Source organism: Shewanella livingstonensis, assembly GCF_003855395.1.
Lineage (GTDB): Bacteria > Pseudomonadota > Gammaproteobacteria > Enterobacterales > Shewanellaceae > Shewanella > Shewanella livingstonensis.
The window spans coordinates 999,699-1,020,027 of sequence record NZ_CP034015.1; the positions used below are offsets into that span (position 1 = coordinate 999,699).

17 protein-coding genes and 1 riboswitch are annotated in these 20,329 nt (G+C 41.3%); of the genes, 12 read left to right on the forward strand and 5 right to left on the reverse strand.

Features of this window, described 5'->3' with window-relative positions; all coding sequences use genetic code 11:
- Nucleotides 1-188: 188 nt before the first annotated feature.
- Nucleotides 189-1,670 (reverse strand): CYTH domain-containing protein, encoded by a 1,482-nt coding sequence (locus EGC82_RS04355; protein ID WP_124729673.1) that lies wholly within the window; start codon nucleotides 1,668-1,670, stop codon nucleotides 189-191.
- Between the two features lie 236 nt (nucleotides 1,671-1,906).
- On the opposite strand from EGC82_RS04355, the gene EGC82_RS04360 reads away from it, so the two are divergent.
- From EGC82_RS04360 to putA, 4 genes are all read left to right on the forward strand, one after another.
- Nucleotides 1,907-2,587: a TIGR00153 family protein gene (locus EGC82_RS04360; RefSeq protein ID WP_124729674.1), complete on the forward strand. Its 681-nt coding sequence runs from the start codon at nucleotides 1,907-1,909 to the stop codon at nucleotides 2,585-2,587.
- Between the two features lie 25 nt (nucleotides 2,588-2,612).
- Nucleotides 2,613-3,881 carry an inorganic phosphate transporter gene (locus EGC82_RS04365; protein ID WP_124729675.1) on the forward strand — a complete coding sequence of 423 codons (1,269 nt, stop codon included), beginning with the start codon at nucleotides 2,613-2,615 and terminating at the stop codon, nucleotides 3,879-3,881.
- Nucleotides 3,882-4,021: 140 nt separating this feature from the next.
- Nucleotides 4,022-4,603, forward strand: a complete 582-nt coding sequence (locus EGC82_RS04370) for a TIGR04211 family SH3 domain-containing protein (RefSeq protein WP_124729676.1) — start codon at nucleotides 4,022-4,024, stop codon at nucleotides 4,601-4,603.
- A gap of 411 nt (nucleotides 4,604-5,014) precedes the next feature.
- The gene (gene putA, locus EGC82_RS04375) at nucleotides 5,015-8,209 is read left to right on the forward strand and encodes a bifunctional proline dehydrogenase/L-glutamate gamma-semialdehyde dehydrogenase PutA (protein WP_208646925.1); all 3,195 of its coding nucleotides are present in this window, start codon (nucleotides 5,015-5,017) and stop codon (nucleotides 8,207-8,209) included.
- Between the two features lie 300 nt (nucleotides 8,210-8,509).
- Here the strand turns inward: putA and EGC82_RS04385 are convergent, their stop codons facing one another.
- On the reverse strand, nucleotides 8,510-8,878 hold the full coding sequence (locus EGC82_RS04385) for a hypothetical protein (protein WP_244212534.1): 369 nt from the start codon (nucleotides 8,876-8,878) through the stop codon (nucleotides 8,510-8,512).
- A gap of 367 nt (nucleotides 8,879-9,245) precedes the next feature.
- Between EGC82_RS04385 and EGC82_RS04390 the strand changes: the two genes are divergently transcribed.
- The 3 genes from EGC82_RS04390 to EGC82_RS04400 all read left to right on the forward strand — a co-directional run bounded on the left by EGC82_RS04390 (nucleotide 9,246) and on the right by EGC82_RS04400 (nucleotide 12,227).
- Nucleotides 9,246-10,589, forward strand: coding sequence for a Na+/H+ antiporter NhaC family protein (locus tag EGC82_RS04390; RefSeq protein ID WP_124729678.1), 1,344 nt, complete (start codon nucleotides 9,246-9,248; stop codon nucleotides 10,587-10,589).
- Nucleotides 10,590-10,782: 193 nt separating this feature from the next.
- Nucleotides 10,783-11,475, forward strand: coding sequence for a hypothetical protein (locus EGC82_RS04395; protein ID WP_124729679.1), 693 nt, complete (start codon nucleotides 10,783-10,785; stop codon nucleotides 11,473-11,475).
- Between the two features lie 38 nt (nucleotides 11,476-11,513).
- Nucleotides 11,514-12,227, forward strand: coding sequence for an RNA pseudouridine synthase (locus tag EGC82_RS04400; protein ID WP_164839192.1), 714 nt, complete (start codon nucleotides 11,514-11,516; stop codon nucleotides 12,225-12,227).
- Between the two features lie 50 nt (nucleotides 12,228-12,277).
- Here the strand turns inward: EGC82_RS04400 and EGC82_RS04405 are convergent, their stop codons facing one another.
- Both EGC82_RS04405 and EGC82_RS04410 read right to left on the reverse strand, forming a co-directional pair.
- Complete coding sequence (locus EGC82_RS04405; protein WP_124729681.1) at nucleotides 12,278-14,434, reverse strand: S46 family peptidase; 2,157 nt, start codon at nucleotides 14,432-14,434, stop codon at nucleotides 12,278-12,280.
- A gap of 185 nt (nucleotides 14,435-14,619) precedes the next feature.
- The gene (locus tag EGC82_RS04410) at nucleotides 14,620-15,822 is read right to left on the reverse strand and encodes an aromatic amino acid transport family protein (protein WP_124729682.1); all 1,203 of its coding nucleotides are present in this window, start codon (nucleotides 15,820-15,822) and stop codon (nucleotides 14,620-14,622) included.
- A 232-nt stretch (nucleotides 15,823-16,054) separates the two neighbouring features.
- Nucleotides 16,055-16,178, forward strand: a riboswitch (yybP-ykoY riboswitch).
- An 83-nt stretch (nucleotides 16,179-16,261) separates the two neighbouring features.
- Here EGC82_RS04410 and EGC82_RS04415 point away from each other — a divergent pair.
- From EGC82_RS04415 to EGC82_RS04425, 4 genes are all read left to right on the forward strand, one after another.
- The gene (locus tag EGC82_RS04415; RefSeq protein ID WP_124729683.1) at nucleotides 16,262-16,816 is read left to right on the forward strand and encodes a TMEM165/GDT1 family protein; all 555 of its coding nucleotides are present in this window, start codon (nucleotides 16,262-16,264) and stop codon (nucleotides 16,814-16,816) included.
- An 11-nt stretch (nucleotides 16,817-16,827) separates the two neighbouring features.
- Complete coding sequence (locus EGC82_RS21345) at nucleotides 16,828-17,424, forward strand: MFS transporter (RefSeq protein WP_208646926.1); 597 nt, start codon at nucleotides 16,828-16,830, stop codon at nucleotides 17,422-17,424.
- Nucleotides 17,375-18,232: an MFS transporter gene (locus EGC82_RS21350; protein ID WP_208646927.1), complete on the forward strand. Its 858-nt coding sequence runs from the start codon at nucleotides 17,375-17,377 to the stop codon at nucleotides 18,230-18,232. The genes EGC82_RS21345 and EGC82_RS21350 overlap by 50 nt, the downstream gene beginning before the upstream one ends.
- Before the next feature lie 493 nt (nucleotides 18,233-18,725).
- Nucleotides 18,726-19,106: a SpoIIAA family protein gene (locus EGC82_RS04425; protein WP_208646928.1), complete on the forward strand. Its 381-nt coding sequence runs from the start codon at nucleotides 18,726-18,728 to the stop codon at nucleotides 19,104-19,106.
- A 128-nt stretch (nucleotides 19,107-19,234) separates the two neighbouring features.
- Here the strand turns inward: EGC82_RS04425 and EGC82_RS04430 are convergent, their stop codons facing one another.
- Nucleotides 19,235-19,429 carry a cytoplasmic protein gene (locus EGC82_RS04430; RefSeq protein WP_124729684.1) on the reverse strand — a complete coding sequence of 65 codons (195 nt, stop codon included), beginning with the start codon at nucleotides 19,427-19,429 and terminating at the stop codon, nucleotides 19,235-19,237.
- A gap of 163 nt (nucleotides 19,430-19,592) precedes the next feature.
- On the opposite strand from EGC82_RS04430, the gene ohrR reads away from it, so the two are divergent.
- On the forward strand, nucleotides 19,593-20,084 hold the full coding sequence (gene ohrR / locus EGC82_RS04435) for a transcriptional regulator OhrR (RefSeq protein ID WP_124729685.1): 492 nt from the start codon (nucleotides 19,593-19,595) through the stop codon (nucleotides 20,082-20,084).
- Nucleotides 20,085-20,329: the final 245 nt, after the last annotated feature.

A 20,329-nucleotide genomic window follows, 5' to 3' on the forward strand; every position in this document is an offset into this window, starting at 1 on the left:
CATAGCGGTTTTTTTATGGATTAACATCATCACCTATCAATTAGCGTTTTCGTAAAACAGAAAGATATTGGTTATCTTCCTGTTTTACAATCAATTACATATTGTTGGAATCGTGTTCGTATAATGCTTTGTTATAGCTGTGTAGATTTTTATTATAGCTGTTTAGATCTGTGTCATAGCCATTAAATTTACCAGTAGATAGGTGCTTTTAAAGCACTTTTACGTGACTGCTCCATGGCAAACAGTAAACTGGTTTCTTTATTGTCTAACCAGGTTTCAATGTTAAGTTGATGCCGTTCACTAAGTAGCCTTAATATTTTATAGGCCGATAGCGTACTAATCCCCAAAGCTAAGTCTTGCCAAGGCGCCCGAAAAGCTTCGCGCTTTTTAGCAGGATACATTTCTCCATAAGCAAACCCAACCAAGATACTTTCGTCCAGAGCATTAGCAACATGTTGGTAATCTCCGCTGTCCATTTTTGCTGTAATAGGCATTAATTTGCCAATACGCTTCCATGACGATTGTTGTAACTGATTGGCAAATAAACCCAATTCTGGATAGTTATCTAATTTATGTTGGCCATTTTCAGTCGTTAATAATAAATCGACTAAGGTTAATTGTAATTGACCATATTCAGGTTGTTGCCATATCGACATTAATTGGGTTGAAATTGACATTGAGTTGATATGGTTTTCTAGTTGTTGGCAAACGAGAGGTTTATCGTTGATGTTAGCCAACATTTTTGCGCCATCTTGCAGCAATAAACAACAGCTTTGTAATGGACCAACAAATTCCAGCGCACGCTCAAGGTGATCGAATAATAGGCTTGTTTGCTGATTGAGTAGTCCAAATTGATTTAAGCTGAGCCTTAGCAAGCGCACACAACGGCGTAATTCACCCCATAATGCTGATTGTTGATCTATATCATTAGAAGTCGTTAATATATTTTCAATTAATTGCCAGCGCTCAAGGCCAGTTTCTAATAAGGTACTTAAGGCTTGTGGTAAATTATTATTTTTTGGCAAACCGACATAATCAATATGTTCGATTGAGAAAGGCTTTGATTTACCGGCTAATTGATAGCCGCGTTGAGCTTTACTGGCCTTGCCTAAGCGAAACGGCACTGATATGGCCACTTGCATTGCTAATTGTATTAAGGCTGAAGTATCACCTGCGAGTAATTCGAATTCTAGCTCGCATATGGGGTCAACGTTATCTTGAGCGATAATTTCACCGACATCTAATGCAACCTCAATAAGACTATCATTGAGATATATATGCCAAGTTTGACGCTCAAAATTAGTTTCAAAAATACATGTTAATGATGTTGATACCCTGTCGAGATCATTTGCTGTTGGCCAAATTTCTTTAGGGAAACGTGACAAGATCGGTGTTTTTTGATTAATGCTAACATTATATTCGGGACGTGAATGGATCCCTCCAACTACCCGGCCTGCCGTTTTTATGGTCTGTTCGAGTTGGTTGTCAAAACCTCTTACACGTAAGCCCATATCCCAACGACGTAGTTGTAAATCGTCGGTATCGAAATATCCGTTGGTGAGTTTTTTCAGCCCTTGAGGGGTCGAATTAGGGTGTTCATTCAATATTTTTATCAATAAATCATGGTGTTGTGGTTGAATGAATAGTTTTAACTCTATTTCTGCGTCCATTGACTTTATGTTTGCCTTGTCATTAAATATTCACTAATGCGTCACATTATCTTCATAATGTCATATTGTTGTAATAAAAATCTCTTAGGATAGCGTTGCTCGCATCATATATACTGATCCACGATAGCAGAGAAACTGTCGTACGAAATTAAAAAACACAGTTTCATTATGCGGACGCTTGGGTTAACATGCGCCCGCTTTTTCCAAACTGGAATTTATTAAATAGGTAAACGGCAATGCCAGTAAACTCTATTTTAGGTGTGTTTGCAAAATCACCTCTTAAGCCTTTAGAACAGCATATCGACAAAGTACATGAGTGTGCATCACTTCTTGTTCCTTTCTTTGACGCAACCAACTCAGGTGACTGGGATGAAGCGATAAAGATACGCAAACAAATTAGTTTGTTGGAAAAAGACGCTGACTCGCTCAAACGTGAAATTCGCCTGACTCTTCCTGGTGGATTGTTTATGCCTGTCGAGCGGACTGACTTGCTTGAGTTATTAACTCAACAAGACAAAATCGCTAACAAGGCAAAAGATATCTCTGGCCGTATTATTGGCCGTCAGTTAGTCCTTCCTCAGCCTATGCAAGTTGCCTTTGGTGCTTATCTAAAACGTTGTTTAGATGCAGTATCACTTGCCAAGCGGGCTATTAACGAACTCGATGATTTACTCGAAACCGGTTTCCGTGGTCGTGAAGTTGAGTTAGTTGCCAAAATGATTAATGAATTAGATCTCATCGAAGAAGATTCTGATGATTTACAAATTCAAGTGCGTCGTCAGTTGTATGCATTAGAATCTGAATTGAATCCGATTGATGTGATGTTCATGTATAAAATTATCGAATGGGTTGGAGGTTTAGCAGATATTGCTGAGCGTGTCGGTTCCCGCCTAGAGCTGATGCTAGCTCGTAACTAATCACAAAGGTTATCAAGGAAACAACATGGTTGATGTATTAGTCACCAACGGCCCTACGCTTATTATGATAGCGGCTGCATTTGGATTTTTGATGGCATGGGGTATTGGTGCAAACGACGTAGCCAATGCAATGGGAACCTCTGTAGGTTCTAATGCCATTACCATTAAACAAGCGATTATTATTGCAATGATCTTTGAATTCGCCGGTGCGTTTTTAGCCGGTGGTGAAGTCACGAGTACCATTCGTAAAGGTATTATCGACGCGAGTTACTTTACAGATGTCCCTGAATTGTTGGTATACGGCATGATTGCCTCATTACTCGCTGCAGGTATTTGGTTAGTGGTTGCCTCAGCGTTAGGCTGGCCGGTTTCGACAACACATTCAATTATTGGTGCTATTGTCGGTTTCGCTGCAGTGGGTGTCAGTGCAGATGCAGTTGAATGGGGTAAAGTTGGCGGTATTATTGGCTCTTGGGTAATAACTCCGGCCATTTCGGGCTTTATTGCTTTTATCATTTTTCAAAGTGTACAAAAGCTAATTTTTAACACCGATGATCCGTTAGCGAGCGCGAAGCGTTATGTGCCTTTTTACATGGCATTGGCCGGTTTTGTAATGTCACTTGTGACCATTACTAAAGGCTTATCACATGTGGGTATAAACTTTTCAACAATTGAAGCTTATTTTTTAGCGGCAGTTGTCGCTACCGTAGTCGGTCTTCTAGGTAAAGTAGCCATTAGTCGTTTAAAAATGAGCGACAAAGCTGACATAAAAACCCAATATGGTAACGTTGAAAAAGTCTTTGCCATATTGATGGTTGTGACAGCGTGTTGTATGGCATTTGCCCATGGATCAAACGATGTTGCCAATGCTATTGGTCCTTTAGCTGCTGTAGTCTCAGTAGTTGAAAGTGGCGGTGTTATTGGTGCTCAAGCGGTTCTAGCATGGTGGATTTTACCACTTGGTGCTGTTGGTATTGTGATGGGTTTGGCTATTTTCGGTCAGCGCGTGATGCAAACCATTGGTAAGAACATTACTCATTTAACGCCAAGTCGCGGCTTTGCTGCTGAATTAGCTGCCGCATCGACCGTAGTTATTGCTTCTGGTACCGGTTTACCTATCTCGACTACGCAAACTTTAGTGGGTGCTGTGTTAGGTGTGGGTATGGCACGTGGTATTGCAGCAATCAATATTGGTGTAGTGCGTAACATTGTTGTGTCTTGGGTTATTACCCTGCCAGCAGGTGCCGCATTGTCTATTTTGTTCTTCTTCATTATCAAAAATATCTTCAGTTAATTTAACGAAGACGTGATGAAGTATTAGCAAAAGTGTGAATGCTGAATGTATTTAAGAAGGAAGTCATATGACTTCCTTCTTGCATTTCGAGCATTTAATAAATAGCATGACAATAAGTTTTCTGAGTTTGGATAAATACCGTGTTAAGAGTACTTTCAATCCTTATATTTTTACTTGCGCCAAGTGGCGTATTTGCAGCCCAAGCACCAACGCGTTTTATTTCTGATGATGTGTTTACCTATATTCATGGTGGACCGGGTACAGAGTTTCGTATTATCGGCAGTGTTGAAGCAGGTCAACCGATCTCTTTACTGGATAATACCGAAGGTGATTTTACTCAAATCATTGACCATAAAGGTCGTGAGGGTTGGGTGTTAACCAGTTTAGTGTCAGACCAGCCAAGCTTTCGTGAACGTTTTCCTGAGATGGAAGCACAACTGAAGCAAGCAAATGACCAACTAAATAATATTACTCAAAATACTGATAATACCGCTGAGTCTCTAACGCTGTCTAACGAAAAGGTGGCTGAATTAAAAGCTGCTTTAACCAAAGCCATTGAAGAGAGAGATGACGCTACGTCAAAAGTGCAGCAAATAGCTGATAACCAACGTTATCAAATGTGGCAGCAAGGCGGATTGATCGCTGGGGTTGGTGCGCTCATTGGTATTGTGCTGGTGTACTTGCCTCGTCCACAGCGCCGCAAAAAAAGTCGCTGGATGTAGAACCTCCAATAATGAATAGATTATCATCGATGCGATGACGATACTTATGTCATTAATATCATTGTATAAAGGCCAACTATTCAAACGTTGGCCTTTTTTTTTTGCCTTTTGCATCGATGAACCTCCATACTTTTATGGAGAATGATTTTTTTTATAAAAGTGCTTAGTAACAGTCGGTTAGTTGTATTCTTGATGCGTGATCACGAACCTTATACAGATATATCTGTTTGTTTCAGTGAGCAAAATAAAACAATTATCCGCAAGTTTTCGACTAGAGTGTCCAAGCTCACATTTTGAATGTATAATCGCCGAAAAACAGATCGTACATTGTATACAAAATTAATTATTCACCAATGCAGAGTCTAATTAATCACCATAATCACAATAATAACCATCCTTAACCTGACCTAGATGGAAGCGAATACTATGTTCAAAGCGAGTGAAGTACTGGGCGGTTGCTATGACAATGCCACTCTTGAGGAACTGTTTACTGCAGTAACCAACAACTACATTGTCGATGAAGAGCAATACCTGTCTGAATTAATTAAGCTTGTGCCTTCGTCTGAACAAGATATTGAACAAGTCACACGCCGTGCCCATGAACTCGTGAGCAACGTTCGTCAGTTTGAGAAAAAAGGTCTTATGGTGGGTATTGATGCATTTTTGCAGCAATATAGCTTAGAAACGAAAGAAGGCATTATCTTAATGTGCTTGGCTGAAGCCTTGCTGCGTATTCCTGATGCTGAAACCGCGGACGCGCTAATTCAAGATAAACTGTCTGGTGCTAAGTGGGATGAACACCTTAATAAAAGTGGCTCATTATTGGTTAACGCCTCAACGTGGGGCTTAATGTTAACGGGTAAACTGGTTCAGTTAGATCGTAATACTGACGGTTCGCCAAGTCATATATTAAAACGCCTCGTTAACCGTGTTGGTGAACCTATGATCCGTCAAGCTATGCTAGCGGCTATGAAGATCATGGGTAAGCAGTTTGTGTTAGGACGTGATGTTACTGAAGCGCTAAAAAATAGCGAAGCTAAACGTAAATTAGGTTATACCCACAGTTATGACATGCTGGGTGAAGCCGCTTTAACAACCAATGATGCGCAAAAGTACTTTATGGATTACAGCAATGCTATTGCTGATTTAGGTGCGCAACAATACGATGAGTCTGAGGCTCCACGGCCAACAATTTCAATTAAACTATCAGCATTACATCCTCGTTATGAAGTGGCTAACGAAGGCCGAGTATTAACCGAGCTATACGACTCAGTCATTAAGTTGATTGTTCAAGCTCGTGCCTTGAAGATTGGTATATCTATTGATGCTGAAGAAGTTGATCGTCTTGAGCTATCATTAAAGTTGTTTAAGCAACTTTATGAGTCAGAAGCCGCAAAAGGTTGGGGCTTATTAGGCATTGTGGTTCAAGCTTATTCGAAGCGTTGTTTACCGGTGTTGTGTTGGTTGACACGTCTTGCTAAAGATCAAGGTGATGAAATCCCCCTTCGATTAGTAAAAGGTGCTTACTGGGACAGCGAACTTAAATGGGCGCAACAGGCTGGCGAAGCCGGTTACCCACTTTATACCCGTAAGGCGGGCACTGATGTGTCTTATTTGGCCTGTGCCCGTTATTTATTATCTGATGCCACTCGTGGTGCTATTTATCCGCAATTTGCCACTCATAATGCGCAAACCGTTGCCAGTATTGATGCTATGGCAGGTAATCGCCTTTATGAATACCAACGTTTACACGGCATGGGGCAAGAATTATACGACACGATTTTGTCTGAAAGCGGTGCTAAAGCGGTACGCATTTATGCTCCTATTGGCGCCCACAAAGATTTACTGCCGTATTTAGTGCGTCGTTTGCTTGAAAACGGTGCCAATACCTCATTTGTGCATAAACTCGTTGACCCTAATACTCCAATAGAAAGCCTAGTGGTTCATCCATTGGAGACGCTATTAGGTTACAAGTCGTTAGCTAATCATAAAATTGTTCAACCAGCGGATATTTTTGGTGCAGAACGTAAAAACTCTAAAGGATTAAACATGAATATTATTTCTGAATCAGAGCCATTCTTCGCTGCATTAGACAAATTTAGCGATACCCAATGGACTGCTGGTCCTTTGGTCAATGGTCAAACACTTACTGGTGAAGTGCAAATCGTTATCAGTCCATACGATACCTCATTAACGGTAGGTAAAGTCGCATTTGCTGATGCGAAAGCGATAGAGCAAGCTGTTGCGGGTGCTGATGCGGCTTTTGCCCGTTGGACGCGAACTCCAGTTGAGACACGTACTAATGCTCTGCAAAAATTAGCCGACTTATTAGAAGAAAACCGTGATGAATTAATTGCATTATGTACCCGTGAAGCGGGTAAGAGCATTCAAGACGGCATTGATGAAGTACGTGAAGCCGTCGACTTTTGTCGTTACTACGCCGTACAAGCAAAGAAAATGATGGCTAATCCTGAATTGCTTCCAGGCCCAACAGGTGAGTTAAATGAGTTGTTTTTACAAGGCCGTGGTATTTTTGTGTGTATTAGCCCATGGAACTTCCCGTTAGCGATTTTCTTGGGCCAAGTCTCTGCAGCCCTTGCTGCGGGTAACACAGTGATTGCAAAACCCGCAGAGCAAACCTGTTTAATCGGTTATCGCGCAGTGCAACTTGCACATCAAGCTGGTATTCCTGTCGACGTATTGCAGTTTTTACCAGGTACAGGCGCTGTTGTTGGTTCGGCATTAACAGCCGATGAACGTATTGGCGGTGTATGTTTTACCGGTTCAACTGGTACGGCTAAATTAATTAACCGCACTTTGGCTAATCGTGATGGCGCTATCATTCCATTCATCGCAGAAACCGGCGGTCAAAATGCCATGGTGGTTGATTCAACTTCACAACCTGAGCAAGTAGTAAATGATATGGTTTCTTCATCATTTACTAGTGCTGGTCAACGTTGTTCTGCACTACGAGTATTGTTTTTACAAGAAGATATTGCCGATCGCGTGATTGAAGTGATGAAAGGTGCGATGGAGCAATTAATCATTGGCAATCCTAGTTTCGTTAAGACGGACGTAGGCCCAGTGATTGATGCAACGGCCAAAGCAAACTTGAATGCCCATATTGATCATATTAGCCAAGTAGGTAAGTTAATTAATAAACTTGAGTTACCAGCAGGTACTGAAAAAGGTCACTTCGTTGCACCAACAGCAGTTGAAATTGATTCGATAAAGATGCTAGAAAAAGAGCACTTTGGGCCTATTTTACATGTCATCCGCTACAAAGCCGCTGACTTAGGTAAAGTGATTGATGAAATTAATAGTACCGGGTTTGGCTTAACTTTAGGTATTCACAGCCGTAATGAAGGCCATGCACTTAACTTAGCGGATAAAGTGAACGTGGGTAACGTGTATATTAATCGTAATCAAATTGGCGCAGTTGTTGGTGTGCAGCCATTTGGCGGTCAAGGGCTATCGGGCACGGGCCCTAAAGCTGGCGGTCCTCATTACTTAACTCGTTTTGTGACTGAAAAAACTCGTACTAATAACATTACTGCTATTGGTGGCAATGCGACGTTATTATCATTAGGTGATACTGACGAATAAGCGAGTGGTTGGCTTAAGTTAACTAAGCCCACTTTTTAGTGGGCTTTTTGTTATCTATTTTATGTTCAGGAATTTATCCCAATTTAGCGCGAGTCGCTGAGGTTATTGAGTCTAGGGCCTGTTGATCTTTGCTGGTTGAATTTTGTTCGAGTTAAAAACGTTTTAATCGAGGCGAATGGATTGATGCCTAGTCATCTAAGCAAAATGCATTCAACAAAGAGTAAAACGTTTTTAGCCGAACCCTTCGGGCAGCGTTTGTTGGCCATTTTTACTGTGTTATCGACTTTTTATGTAGAATAACTACACCTCGAAGTCTCTGCCGCGCAGTTGTAAATGTGAGTAATGGCCAACAATTCGCTGCAAAAATAACCTTGAAAGATCAACAGGCCCTAGTGTTTGAATATTATTGCGTTTCAAACCACGGCTGACGTTGTGACACAATTTACCGAATCGACTAATATCGCCAAAGGAAGGTATAACACCCTGAGCAACAGCTGCGTCCCAGTAACTCACTTCTGCATCAACAAGGTCGAGCAACTTTTTAGGGCAGCCCACACAGTTATTGCTTGGGCCACAGCTAAATATACCGGGTTGATCAAGCGGCAAAGAGGTTTTGACTTGTTCAAGGAGTTGCTTCATCGCCGTCATTCTGTCTGGTTTACGTTCCATAGCCTCACCTTTATATATGTCAGTGAATCCTTGTAAGCGTAGCAAATCAGCATTAGGTTAGTGCTAACGTATATCAATTTTTTAGTGAATAAAGAGAGTTAAATAGATAAATTAATTATGATTATGTAACGGATTTGTAGTATTTTTCAGATTTTAGAATAAAAAACGCTTCGGAAGCAAGGAAGTCTAGACGTCTATATTGACAGTAGTGAAGAGTTCTCTTATTCTTGGCGCAACTTGTTATGATGCGACTGCAATATTTAGCACCGATGAATGTGTTGTTAAATAATCACCGATGACTGAGATTGAGTCGTACTCGCTTTTCTCATCCGACAATCCCTATTCGTTAAGATAAAGAGAGATCACTTTGACCAAAGCTACTTCATCAGCCACCACGGCACTCAATAGTCCCGCATCGTTTGTGGCATTATTACCATTATTTCTGTTTTTAGGCCTATTTATTGGCGCAGGTTTATATTTTCAAAGCCAGGGTGTTGATTATGCGTTTTACCAATTACCCAGTGTTATTGCTATTTTGCCAGCCATTGTATTGGCGGTATTGTTGTCGAAACAGCAAATCAATAATGCGATAGAAACCTTTATTGAAGGTATTGGCCACAGTAATATTATTGCTATGTGCCTAATATATTTATTGGCTGGCGCGTTTGCTGCAGTGGCTAAAGCTACTGGTGGTGTTGATGCCACCGTTGCACTTGGCTTATCGTTTATTCCATCTAATTTATTGCTGCCTGGCTTTTTTGTTATTGCCGCTTTTATTGCAACATCGATGGGTACATCAATGGGTACTATTGCGGCGGTTGCTCCTGTCGCATTGGGTGTCGCCGACCAAGCGCAAATCGACTATGCATTAATGGCGGGTGCCGTTATGTCTGGAGCACTATTTGGTGATAACTTATCGATTATTTCCGATACTACGATTGCAGCAACCCGTACTCAAGGTTGTGAAATGAAAGATAAATTCCGCGAAAACTTAGTCTTTTCAATCCCCGCATCAATCCTGACCCTGATTGCTTTTTCGTTTGTTGGCCAAGGGCAAGCGGATATTGCGCCTCAGGACATTGAAATATTAAAAGTATTACCGTATTTAACCATTCTGGTGTTGGCTGTGGTTGGTTTAAACGTATTTGTGGTGTTGTCATTAGGGATTGTACTTGCAGGCATGACAGGCGTACTGACCTCAGAATATAGCGTTATTCAATTTGGTAATGACATTTATACTGGCTTTACTAACATGCAGGAAATTTTTATTCTGTCGATGTTAGTCGGTGGTTTAGCAGCATTAATGCAACAACAAGGTGGCTTAACCTTTGTCAGTAAACAAATTGAAGGCTTAATTAGTCGTTTTTCAAAAGCCAATGGTGAAGCATCAAGTCGTGCAGCAGAGCTAGGTATGGCAGCGATTGTTGCCGCGACCAATACTTGTGTTGCTAATAATACCGTGTCAATTGTGGTTACGGGTGATATTGCGAAAGAGCTTGCTGAAAAGCATGGCGTTTCACCAAAACGAGCCGCGAGTATTTTAGATATTTTTGCTTGTATCGTTCAGGGCTTAATTCCCCATGGCGCCCAGGCACTATTAATCGCATCGGTGTTTACTATTAGTCCGTTAACGGCAGTGTCTAATGCTTGGTATTGTATGATTTTGGCGGTTATGGCAGTGTTAATTGTGATTTTCCGTCAACGAGCTTAAATCTGTTATACGTTTAATCATCATTTAGTTTCATCGGCTCAAGCAAGTAAATATTAGTTGTTAGTCGTTAATGCCCAATCTCAATCGATTGGGCATTTTTTTGATTATTATATTTTTGTTATTGATTATCAGCTTTTACTTTTATACTTTCCGCGTTAACATTTGCATCCCATTTTGAGATAAGTATTAATCCGTGACAGATAGAGTTCGTAACTATGATTTACACCTAGTGATTGTATTTATGTCATTGGCAGCGGCTGCGATCTGCTCATTTGGTGTAGGAAGTGCGCTAATTGTGCAAGCCGATGGCATTAGTTTAGATATGTTAATGATCCGCCCTGATACGCTTGGCAACTATATGAGCTCATCGTTTGCGGTGGTGTTCAATTTATCATTACTAGCCGGTGGCTCATGTTTCTTACTGGCGATGGTTGCAGTATTTAATATTTTCCCTGATTTGCTCAGTCGTTATATTGCTATTATTGGTGGCATGGTGGGGCTCAGTATTGTATTAATGGGCGTATTTCCGATTAACTTTCTAGATTTACATCGTAAAGTATCGACAGTTTATTTATTCAGCTCTATTGCGTTGCACTGCTTTTGCTTAATAGATTATTTCAAACCGCGCAGTACGATGACCAAGCGAATGTTAACGTTGAGTATTATTTCCTTGTGTAGTGGATTTGTATTATTGATGCTGCTTGATTGGAGTCTGTTAGACTTTAATGAGTGCTCAGTTGATTTCCCTCAATATTGTGTAGTGTCATTATCAATGTGGTCATTAACCCAGGCTAACATTTTATGGTGTATCTGCCTTGGATTAAGCTTGTTGAATGCCATTAAAATGCAACAAAATCACTTATACCAATTAGTTGAAAGTCGTTAATTACTGTCCATTCTGTTTGAGTATTATTTATGAAGCCGATGCGATTAAGTCACTATTTAGCAGTGTGTGGCGTGGCATCAAGGCGTCAAGCCGCGCGACTTATTGATACTGGTCGAGTCAGCATTAATGACCAATTAGGCGTGCATACCGACCGAGTTGACTTATTTGAAATGGTGACTATTTTGGTGGACGGTAAACCGATTCTGCCAGTGCAAGCAAAACAGTATTTTATCTATCATAAACCTGTTGGGATTGATTGCCGCTTATTAGCGGGTGACCCACACAGTCTGCTACATGTATTACCTGATTTTCCAAGGCTTTATCCTGCTGGACGTTTAGATAAAGATTCTCGCGGATTATTATTACTCACCAATGACGGCCAATTAACCCAAGCATTAATGCATCCCGATTTTTATCACCCAAAGACCTATGTGGTTCAAGTTGATAAACCTGTTTGCGCAGATTTTTTATTGATGATGGCTCAAGGAGTACAATATGCTGATGTACAAACTCGGCCTTGTGATATTAGGCCATTGAGCTTGTCTGTTAATGAAGACAGATTTGAGATTGTATTAACTCAAGGGCTAAATAGGCAAATACGACGTATGTGTCAAGCGCTAGGGTATAAGGTGATTGATTTACTGCGCATCAAGCTATTGGATGTGTGCCTTGATGAGTTAGCAGAAAAAACCCTGCGGCCATTAACGGCCGCAGAGTTGTTGAGTCTTAAAGCGAGTGAACGAGATAATTAACCCATTGGTTAATTTAAGCTGTTAGTTAAATCTCTTAATGACAATAAGGGTTATTTAACAATGTCCATTTCTGCCAATAAGTTGTCAGCATTATCTACATACTGCATCACCCATAACATATAGCGACTATCTACTTGGATTGAACGATTGCTTTGAGCATCGTATCCCCAGTCACCAATGATACTTTCATATACACCATCAAACAGTAAACCGACTAATTCAGCGCGGCCGTTTAAGGTTGGTGAACCTGAGTTACCGCCCGTTGTGTCTAGTGTCGATAAAAAGTTAACCGGTACCGAATCAAGCGCTTTGACATAGTAATCGCCGTATTGCTTTTGCTTAATCAGCTCAAGCTGTTTAGCGGGCGCATCAAATGGATCTACGCCAGTATCTTTAGCTAAAATACCTTCTAGACGGGTAAATGGTACCGCAACTAAACCATCCTGTGGCGAGTAACCTTTAACATTACCCACAGTCACGCGTAAGCTTGAGTTTGCGTCAGCATACACAGGTTTACCTAGCTCGCGGTTATAGGCAATGATTGCATCCATATATTGCGGACGCACTTTCATTAACTCACCTGCTAATTGCTTTTGCTGTTGTTCTAGCGCCATATTGGCTGCAAAGGTTTGTACCGCAAATTGAATGAAAGGATCGTTTGAGGCTTTAAAGTCAGCAACTGATTTGTTCATCCACGCTAACCGTGTCGCTTTATCGTTTAGCTTGGTATCGGCGTACATGTTGTCGAGTTTTTTGGCTAAGGCTTTAGGATCAAACTTATTGCTAATCCCAAAGGCTTTATCTAACGATCCTACACGTTGCTTTGCAGGTAATGCTGCATAACGACTAAGTAGGTCGGTTAAAAGCGCTTTATCAACACTGGCAGCATAGCGGCGATCAATACGCTCCATACTTGAAGTGAAGTTAGTCATGTCGCGGTCTTGATATCCCGGTTCACGCGCCATATCAGCTAAGGTTTTTTCATTGGCTAAACGATACAAGTCACGTGCGGTGGTAGCCATTGTGGTGTAACCGATATAACTTAAGAGAGTGTCTCTTTGCTGATTTTGTTGGCTCTTAGCAACCAGTTTTTCTAAGCTTGATAACGTCTTACCATATTGTTGCTGACGTTTTTTATCTTTGCTTATCCAGTTCGCTAAATCCGTTTCGACTTTCTCTCGTTCGGCTAGCATAGTGGATTTACCATAAAACTCTATCATCGAGGTAAAGTTTTTGGCGTAGTTTGCTAAGCCAGCAATTAAGCTTTCGTATTTAATACGCTCGTCACTACCTTCTGGAGCCGTTTCTTTGATGATATCAATCATCCGCTCTTGCAGCACTTTCCCTTCTGGATAAGCCCATCCGAATTGGTTTTTAACTTCATCGGCGGTGCGGTATCGATTAGTACGGCCTGGATAACCGGCAACCATCACAAAGTCGCCATCGCTAACGCCTTTAGCTGATACTTTTAAAAAGCTTTTTGGTTCGTACGGAACGTTGTCTTTACTGAAATCAGCAGGCTTACCGTCTTTAGAGACATAAGCACGATAAAACGAGAAGTCACCGGTATGACGAGGCCACATCCAGTTATCAACATCGCCGCCGTATTTACCCACGCTAGCGGCTGGGTTGTAGGCTAAACGCACATCGCGAATTTCTAACTGCTTAACTAAATAATACTCTAGGCCGCCATGGAAGCTGTAAACCTGACAACGATAACCGTCTTCTTTTTCACACTCTGCTACTAAGGTTTTTTCTTGTAGTTCAATGCCTTTATAAAAGTCATTACCCACTTTATCCATTTGGCCGGTGGTAATTTTATCGGTTACGTTGGTCACCTCTTCAGTAACGAAAATGCGTGAACCTGGTGTTGCAGGTAATTCTTCTGCATAGGTTTTTGCTAAGAAGCCATCTTTAAGTAAGTTTTTTTCAGGGGTAGAGTTGTACTGAATTGAACCATAAGCGCAGTGGTGGTTGGTAACAACTAAGCCTTTAGGCGACACAAATGATGCAGTACAACCACCCAGGCTGATAACGGCATTCATGGGAAATTCAGTTAATTTAGAAATTGAATCTGCGCTGATCTCTAAGCCTTTTGCTTTTAGCTCATCAGCCATTGCGGGAAGTTGATGTGGCTGCCACATACCTTCATCTGCCGTAGCGCCAAAGCTGGCTGCTATAGCGACAGTTAATAACCATTTTTTCATTATAGAATTCCATTTTTAGAGGGAGCGTGTAATAAATATTGTGCCAGCTTGCCTCATTATATGAATCAATATTATTAAATCACAGAGACAAAAAAGTCAGGCTAGGCCTGACTTTAACAAATGTTTAACCATCTTAATAGCGTTTGAAAAACTCGCTTACAAATCCATTTAATCAGTCAAGCCATTTAGGCTAGCGCCACCATTAACTGAGCAACAACAATTAATGTTCCCAGTAAGCCGGCAACGATAAGCCCGAAAGTCCCACCAGAGACTTGGTAACCGCCTAATTGCTGCGAGCGTTGTGTTAATGCCATTGCAATCGGTAAGTAGATAATCATTACCACCAATGGAATGGCAGCAAAACCAAGCACTTTAAAAAATCCGTCGGGGTAATAAAGTGCACATAATAGTGGCGGTATAAAGGTTATTAACCATGTTTTAGCGCGTCCAACGGCATCATCTTTGGCGCGAGTGAGCTCTGCGACATAATCAAATAAGCTCATGGTAACACCTAAGAATGAAGTGATTAATGCAAGGTTAGCAAATAAATCAATAGCTTGACTGATAATGTTTGACTGGGCTAAACCTTGCAAAGCGGTCACGAGTTTAGGCAGTGAACCACCAAAGTGGTGCACGGTTTCGCCCCCTAAAGAGCCTAAGGTCACTAATAACCATAGAATGTAACAAACCAGTGGAATGGTGGAGCCTATCAATAATACCTTTCTGAGAGAAACCGCATCACCCTCTAAATAGCGCACAATGGTCGCAATACACACATGGAAACCAAACGAGGTGAACACAACGGGGATAGCGGCTAACCATAATTGTTGTAGCGCTGAACCTGAAGCAACATCGGTTGAATAATTGTTTAATGCACCGATTAAATTAACGTCGGGTAATAAAAATGCCACCACAATGATGAGTAACACCACCATAGAGGTAAATAAAATGCGTGATACTTTATCAATCCATTTGACGCCAATAGCAATTAAGCCGCCAAAAATAACGGTAAACAGTATTACCGCTACTTGATTGCTCATGTTAATCCCAATGGGTTGTAAACGGGTTTCTAATAACGATGAACCTCCCATTAAATACACCATGGTTAAGGCGAATAATAAGCTGAGAAATGAGCCTCCTTGGATTAACTGGCCGACTTTACCCAGCGTTTTACCGGTTATGGCATGGACGTTATCACCGATACCACTGTGAAGATTAATTTCTAACATCAATAACGAGGTGTAAGCCGATAAACCCCAAATGACGACTAATAAGATTAATGCGGGGATCATTCCCAAGGCTGCCGTAGCTAATGGCAATGCTAGCATTCCCCCGCCAATTGCCGTTCCAGCTACAATTGAAATAGAGCCTAAAGTTTTAAAATTCACTGAAAACGTCCTGTCTAATTATTATTTTATTTGTGTCGGACATTAGCAGAAGGGTGACAGAGCAGGCAAGGATCTTTGGCTGTTAAAGGCTAACAGCTGTGTTTATAAACAATTACACAACATTAAGCTAAACTGTTTCACGCTAACTTTGCAATAGCGTAGCATTACGGCGTTACTTTGATGTTATTAGTTAAATTACCCGATTGATTAAATCCATGTGTTGGTTATAATGCGAGTCGTTTTAGGGGAGTAGCTAACCTAAGCATGTCGAAACGATATGCGTAGGAGTAAGTGTCAACATACTTGGCCTCATGCCATGGTACTTACAGCAAATCATTGATGTTAATGATTTTGCTATGCAAGACCTAAGCACTGTCACTGCATCAAGGGGTATGCGGCGGCTTGTGCTTAGTTGTCATTTACCCCTAGGAATATCACATTGGAAGCTTTATTCGCCTCAACTCTTACTGTTGCCATCGCTGAAATTGGCGACAAGACTCAGCTGTTAGCCTTACTGCTCGCGGTAAGATTTAATAACAAAGCCGCTATCATCTCCGGTATTTTACTTGCTACGTTATTGAATCATTTTCTTGCTGCTTTGTTAGGTCAGTTGGCCATTGCTTGGATTGATCCACAATGGGCAAGCTATCTGGTGGCGGGTTCATTTTTTGCTATTGCGTTATGGGTATTGATACCCGATAAAATGGACGATGATGATAACCGCTTCTATAAACTAGGCGCTTTTGCTGCAACGTTTATTTTGTTTTTTATTGCTGAAATAGGCGATAAAACTCAAATTGCTACCATTGTTTTAGCCGCAAAATACCAATCTCTGATCTGGGTTGTTATTGGTACTACGTTGGGCATGTTGATTGCCAATGTTCCAGTGGTATTGGCAGGCCATTTTAGCGCTAATAAATTACCTATGAAGCTTATTCACCAAGGATGTGCCGTGTTATTTGCACTGCTTGGTGTGGCGACACTCATGTGGTAAATGGAGGCTTAATGCCCAATAGTCAACGGCTTGATGCCGAAACTGCCCGTGGGTTACCTTGGGTGGTCGCGATTGCCTTTTTTATGCAATCGCTTGATGGGACGATCCTTAACACCGCATTACCGACTATGGCTAGCGACTTAAATGAACATCCGCTGCGCATGCAAGGCGTTATTATCGCTTACATGCTCACGGTTGCCTTGCTGATCCCAGCTTCTGGCTGGATTGCCGATCGCTTTGGTACCAAGAAAATATTCTTTGGTGCCATCCTTTTATTCAGCTTAGGGTCATTGCTATGTGCATTGTCCAATTCATTAGACATGCTCATTGGCGCTCGAGTGGTTCAAGGTTTAGGTGGTGCGCTGATGTTACCTGTTGGTCGGCTGGTGGTACTTAGGGCGTATCCGCGATCGGAATTAGTACGGATAATGGGTTTTATCACGATTCCAGGTTTGCTTGGTCCATTACTAGGTCCAACGATGGGTGGTTGGATGGTGCAATATTTAACCTGGCATTGGATTTTTTTGATCAACTTACCCGTAGGTGTGGTGTTATGCGGTGTGGAAATATATTCCCGATTTACGGGGCAAAGAAAGATCGCGTTTTGATAGCTTAGGTTTTGTACTATTTGGTGAGGCTATGTTGTTAATCACCATTGCAATGGAAGGCCTAGGCGAACTGCATTTGCCACACATGCGAGTTATGTTGCTGTTATTTGCTGGTATGGCGTGTTTAATTGCCTATTGGCTTCGAGCCGGGAGAATTAATAATCCGCTGTTTTCACCTTCATTGTTCAAGACCAGAACCTTTGCTATCGGTCTGTTTGGTAATTTTTTTGCCCGTTGGGGCAGTGGAGCATTGCCGTTTTTGGTGCCATTGTTACTTCAGGTGGCGCTGGATTACTCACCTTCTCAGGCAGGGATGAGTATGCTGCCACTGGCCGCAGCAGCAATAATGGCTAAGTCCGTAGCTCGGCCTATTATTGAACGTTTTGGTTATCGATTTGTATTAACCGTGAATACTTTAGCTCTGGGGAGCATGCTGGCAAGCATAGGCTTAGTTAGTGAGCAAACGCCTTACTGGTTGTTATTGAGTATGTTGGCCATTTTGGGCGCTATCAACTCATTGCAGTTTACAGCGATGAATGCGGTTACCTTGATCGATCTTGACGATGCCAATGCCAGTAGCGGCAATAGTCTACTGTCGGTCGTGGGACAATTATCATTAAGTTTGGGCGTTGCCTGTGCCGGCGCTTTACTTGGCGGCTTCAGTGCCGGTGTCGATAGCGAGGTCGTGGAGACGGTACTTGGAGCGTTTCAACTGACTTTTGTTACCGTTGGAATGATGACTATGCTAGCAGCAGCCATTTTTTCACAATTGTCGACACAAGACGGACGAAGGGGCACGCATCTATAATTGCTTCGTTGATGTTAAAATACATCTGCATAGAAAAGGGGATTACGCGAGTTTTGGTTTAATTGACGATCTCTAATCATCCTTTATTCTGTCCATAGGCCCGCCATATAATGACATTATTGTGATGATGGTTTGACCGTGAGCTGTTGAAATGATGCTTATAAAGTAGATTATCCATCATAGCTTTTAAAATAACGATATTAATAATGATTATGTTGAAAATTATAGCCTTAGCACTCTATTGTCAGCGTTGCTTAGGCTTAGGCTTAGTCGCAATAGCTCTAATGACTCCTCAGCTTAAACCGCTACCCAGGCTCATCAAATACTAACCGCATAAAGCGAATATGTTCAATTACACCTTGAGTACTCTAGCTGCCATTTTGTGCACTTCTGCGCATACTTACTTTTCGAGTTGGTTAAAATCTAAGCATGCGCAAGTATTATTCAAGCACGGATAGTTGATTGTGTCATCGCATAACAAAGGAGCCTTCAAATGGAAATGAAAAAACATGGTTTATCGATTGGCATAAATCGAATTGAAAATGTGTTCTTTGTGACATTAAAAGTAACGGGTACATTAACTCATGATGATTATCTGGTTATTACGCCTATGTTAGAAGGAGCATTAAGCCAAGTTAAACAAGCTAAAGTGAGTTTGTTTCTTGATGCCACTGAACTCGACGGTTGGGATTTGCATGCCGCTTGGGATGATTTAACGCTAGGATTAATACATCAATCCGAGTTTGAAAGGGTCGCCATTTGGGGTAATAAAAACTGGCAACAATGGGCGGCAAAAATAGGCAGTTGGTTTATTGCAGGTGAGATCCAATATTTTGAAAAACAAGATGATGCGTTAAAATGGCTTCGTTACTAACTTCTTTCGGTAAATAAGCGGATGTTGATCTGTCAGTGGTTATTTATCACGCGATGTCGATAAGCTGCAAATACCCTAGGAATATAATGATACATATTCGCTAGGGTTTTAATGCAGCTGCAAATACTTTATGCAGTTGTATTAACATTATGACCACTATTACCAACAGGTTGCTGCGCGGGTGGTTGCGCTGCTTCAATCAATTGTAAAGCCATTTGGCCTTCAATTTTTTGCTGATCTTTAGCCATAACCGCAACTTTTAAACTGCTGCCTGAATCAATCGTTGTAGGCATTGAAGATGGTGAATTAATACTAAGTGACATGATTAACCTTAATATAAAATAGAATGATAATAATATATCGGCTGAAAATCGAACGGCTTGATGGTTTTTTGTTAAAAAACACTTATTGAGTCTTTTTTGATTATAGGTTGTGCACAACCAATGTTATGATTAACAGATATTATTGGTTAGTGGAGTGAATCCTATGTCTAGTAAAGCGTTTACTGAATCTCAATTACCTACAGCGCAAAACCCGCTAGCTCTTGAAAACCAAGTATGTTTTTCATTATACAGTGCGACCAATGCTGTGATCCGTGCATATCGACCTTTATTAGATGAGTTGTCGCTAACTTATCCGCAATATTTGGTGATGATGGTACTTTGGAAAGAACCGGGAATAAGCGTTAAAACCTTAGGTGAAAAATTACATCTCGATTCTGGAACACTAACACCGTTATTAAAACGGTTAGAAAGTAAAACGTTAGTCACCCGCGGTCGCAGTGAGTTAGATGAGCGCGTGCGAGTACTGCATGTTACTGAACAAGGCCAACAGTTATATCAGCAAGCGTTGAGTATTCCTGAGCAAATGCGCTGTAAAGTTGGTGGTAGTATTGAAGATTTACAACAATTAAAGCAACTGTGTGACCAAGTATTTAGCATGCTTAGTGCAGGAGAGGCGAGCAGCTGTGACATATGATGATGTTGAGCGTGGTGATTGTTTGCCATGCAGCATTTAACCGCTAAGCATATCCGTTTAACCGGTATTAAATCTGAGTTATTGGATGTGTCATTTTGTCAGCAATCAAATTGAGCGCTCAAGCTTATTTTAGCGTACTTGACGCCACCTATTTTACTTAAGGGTAATTTGCTAAAGATAAGCCTTAAGTGATTACCGTAAACCCGCGCAGGCATTCAGTACTTATTTGGGCGGTTCACTTTTTG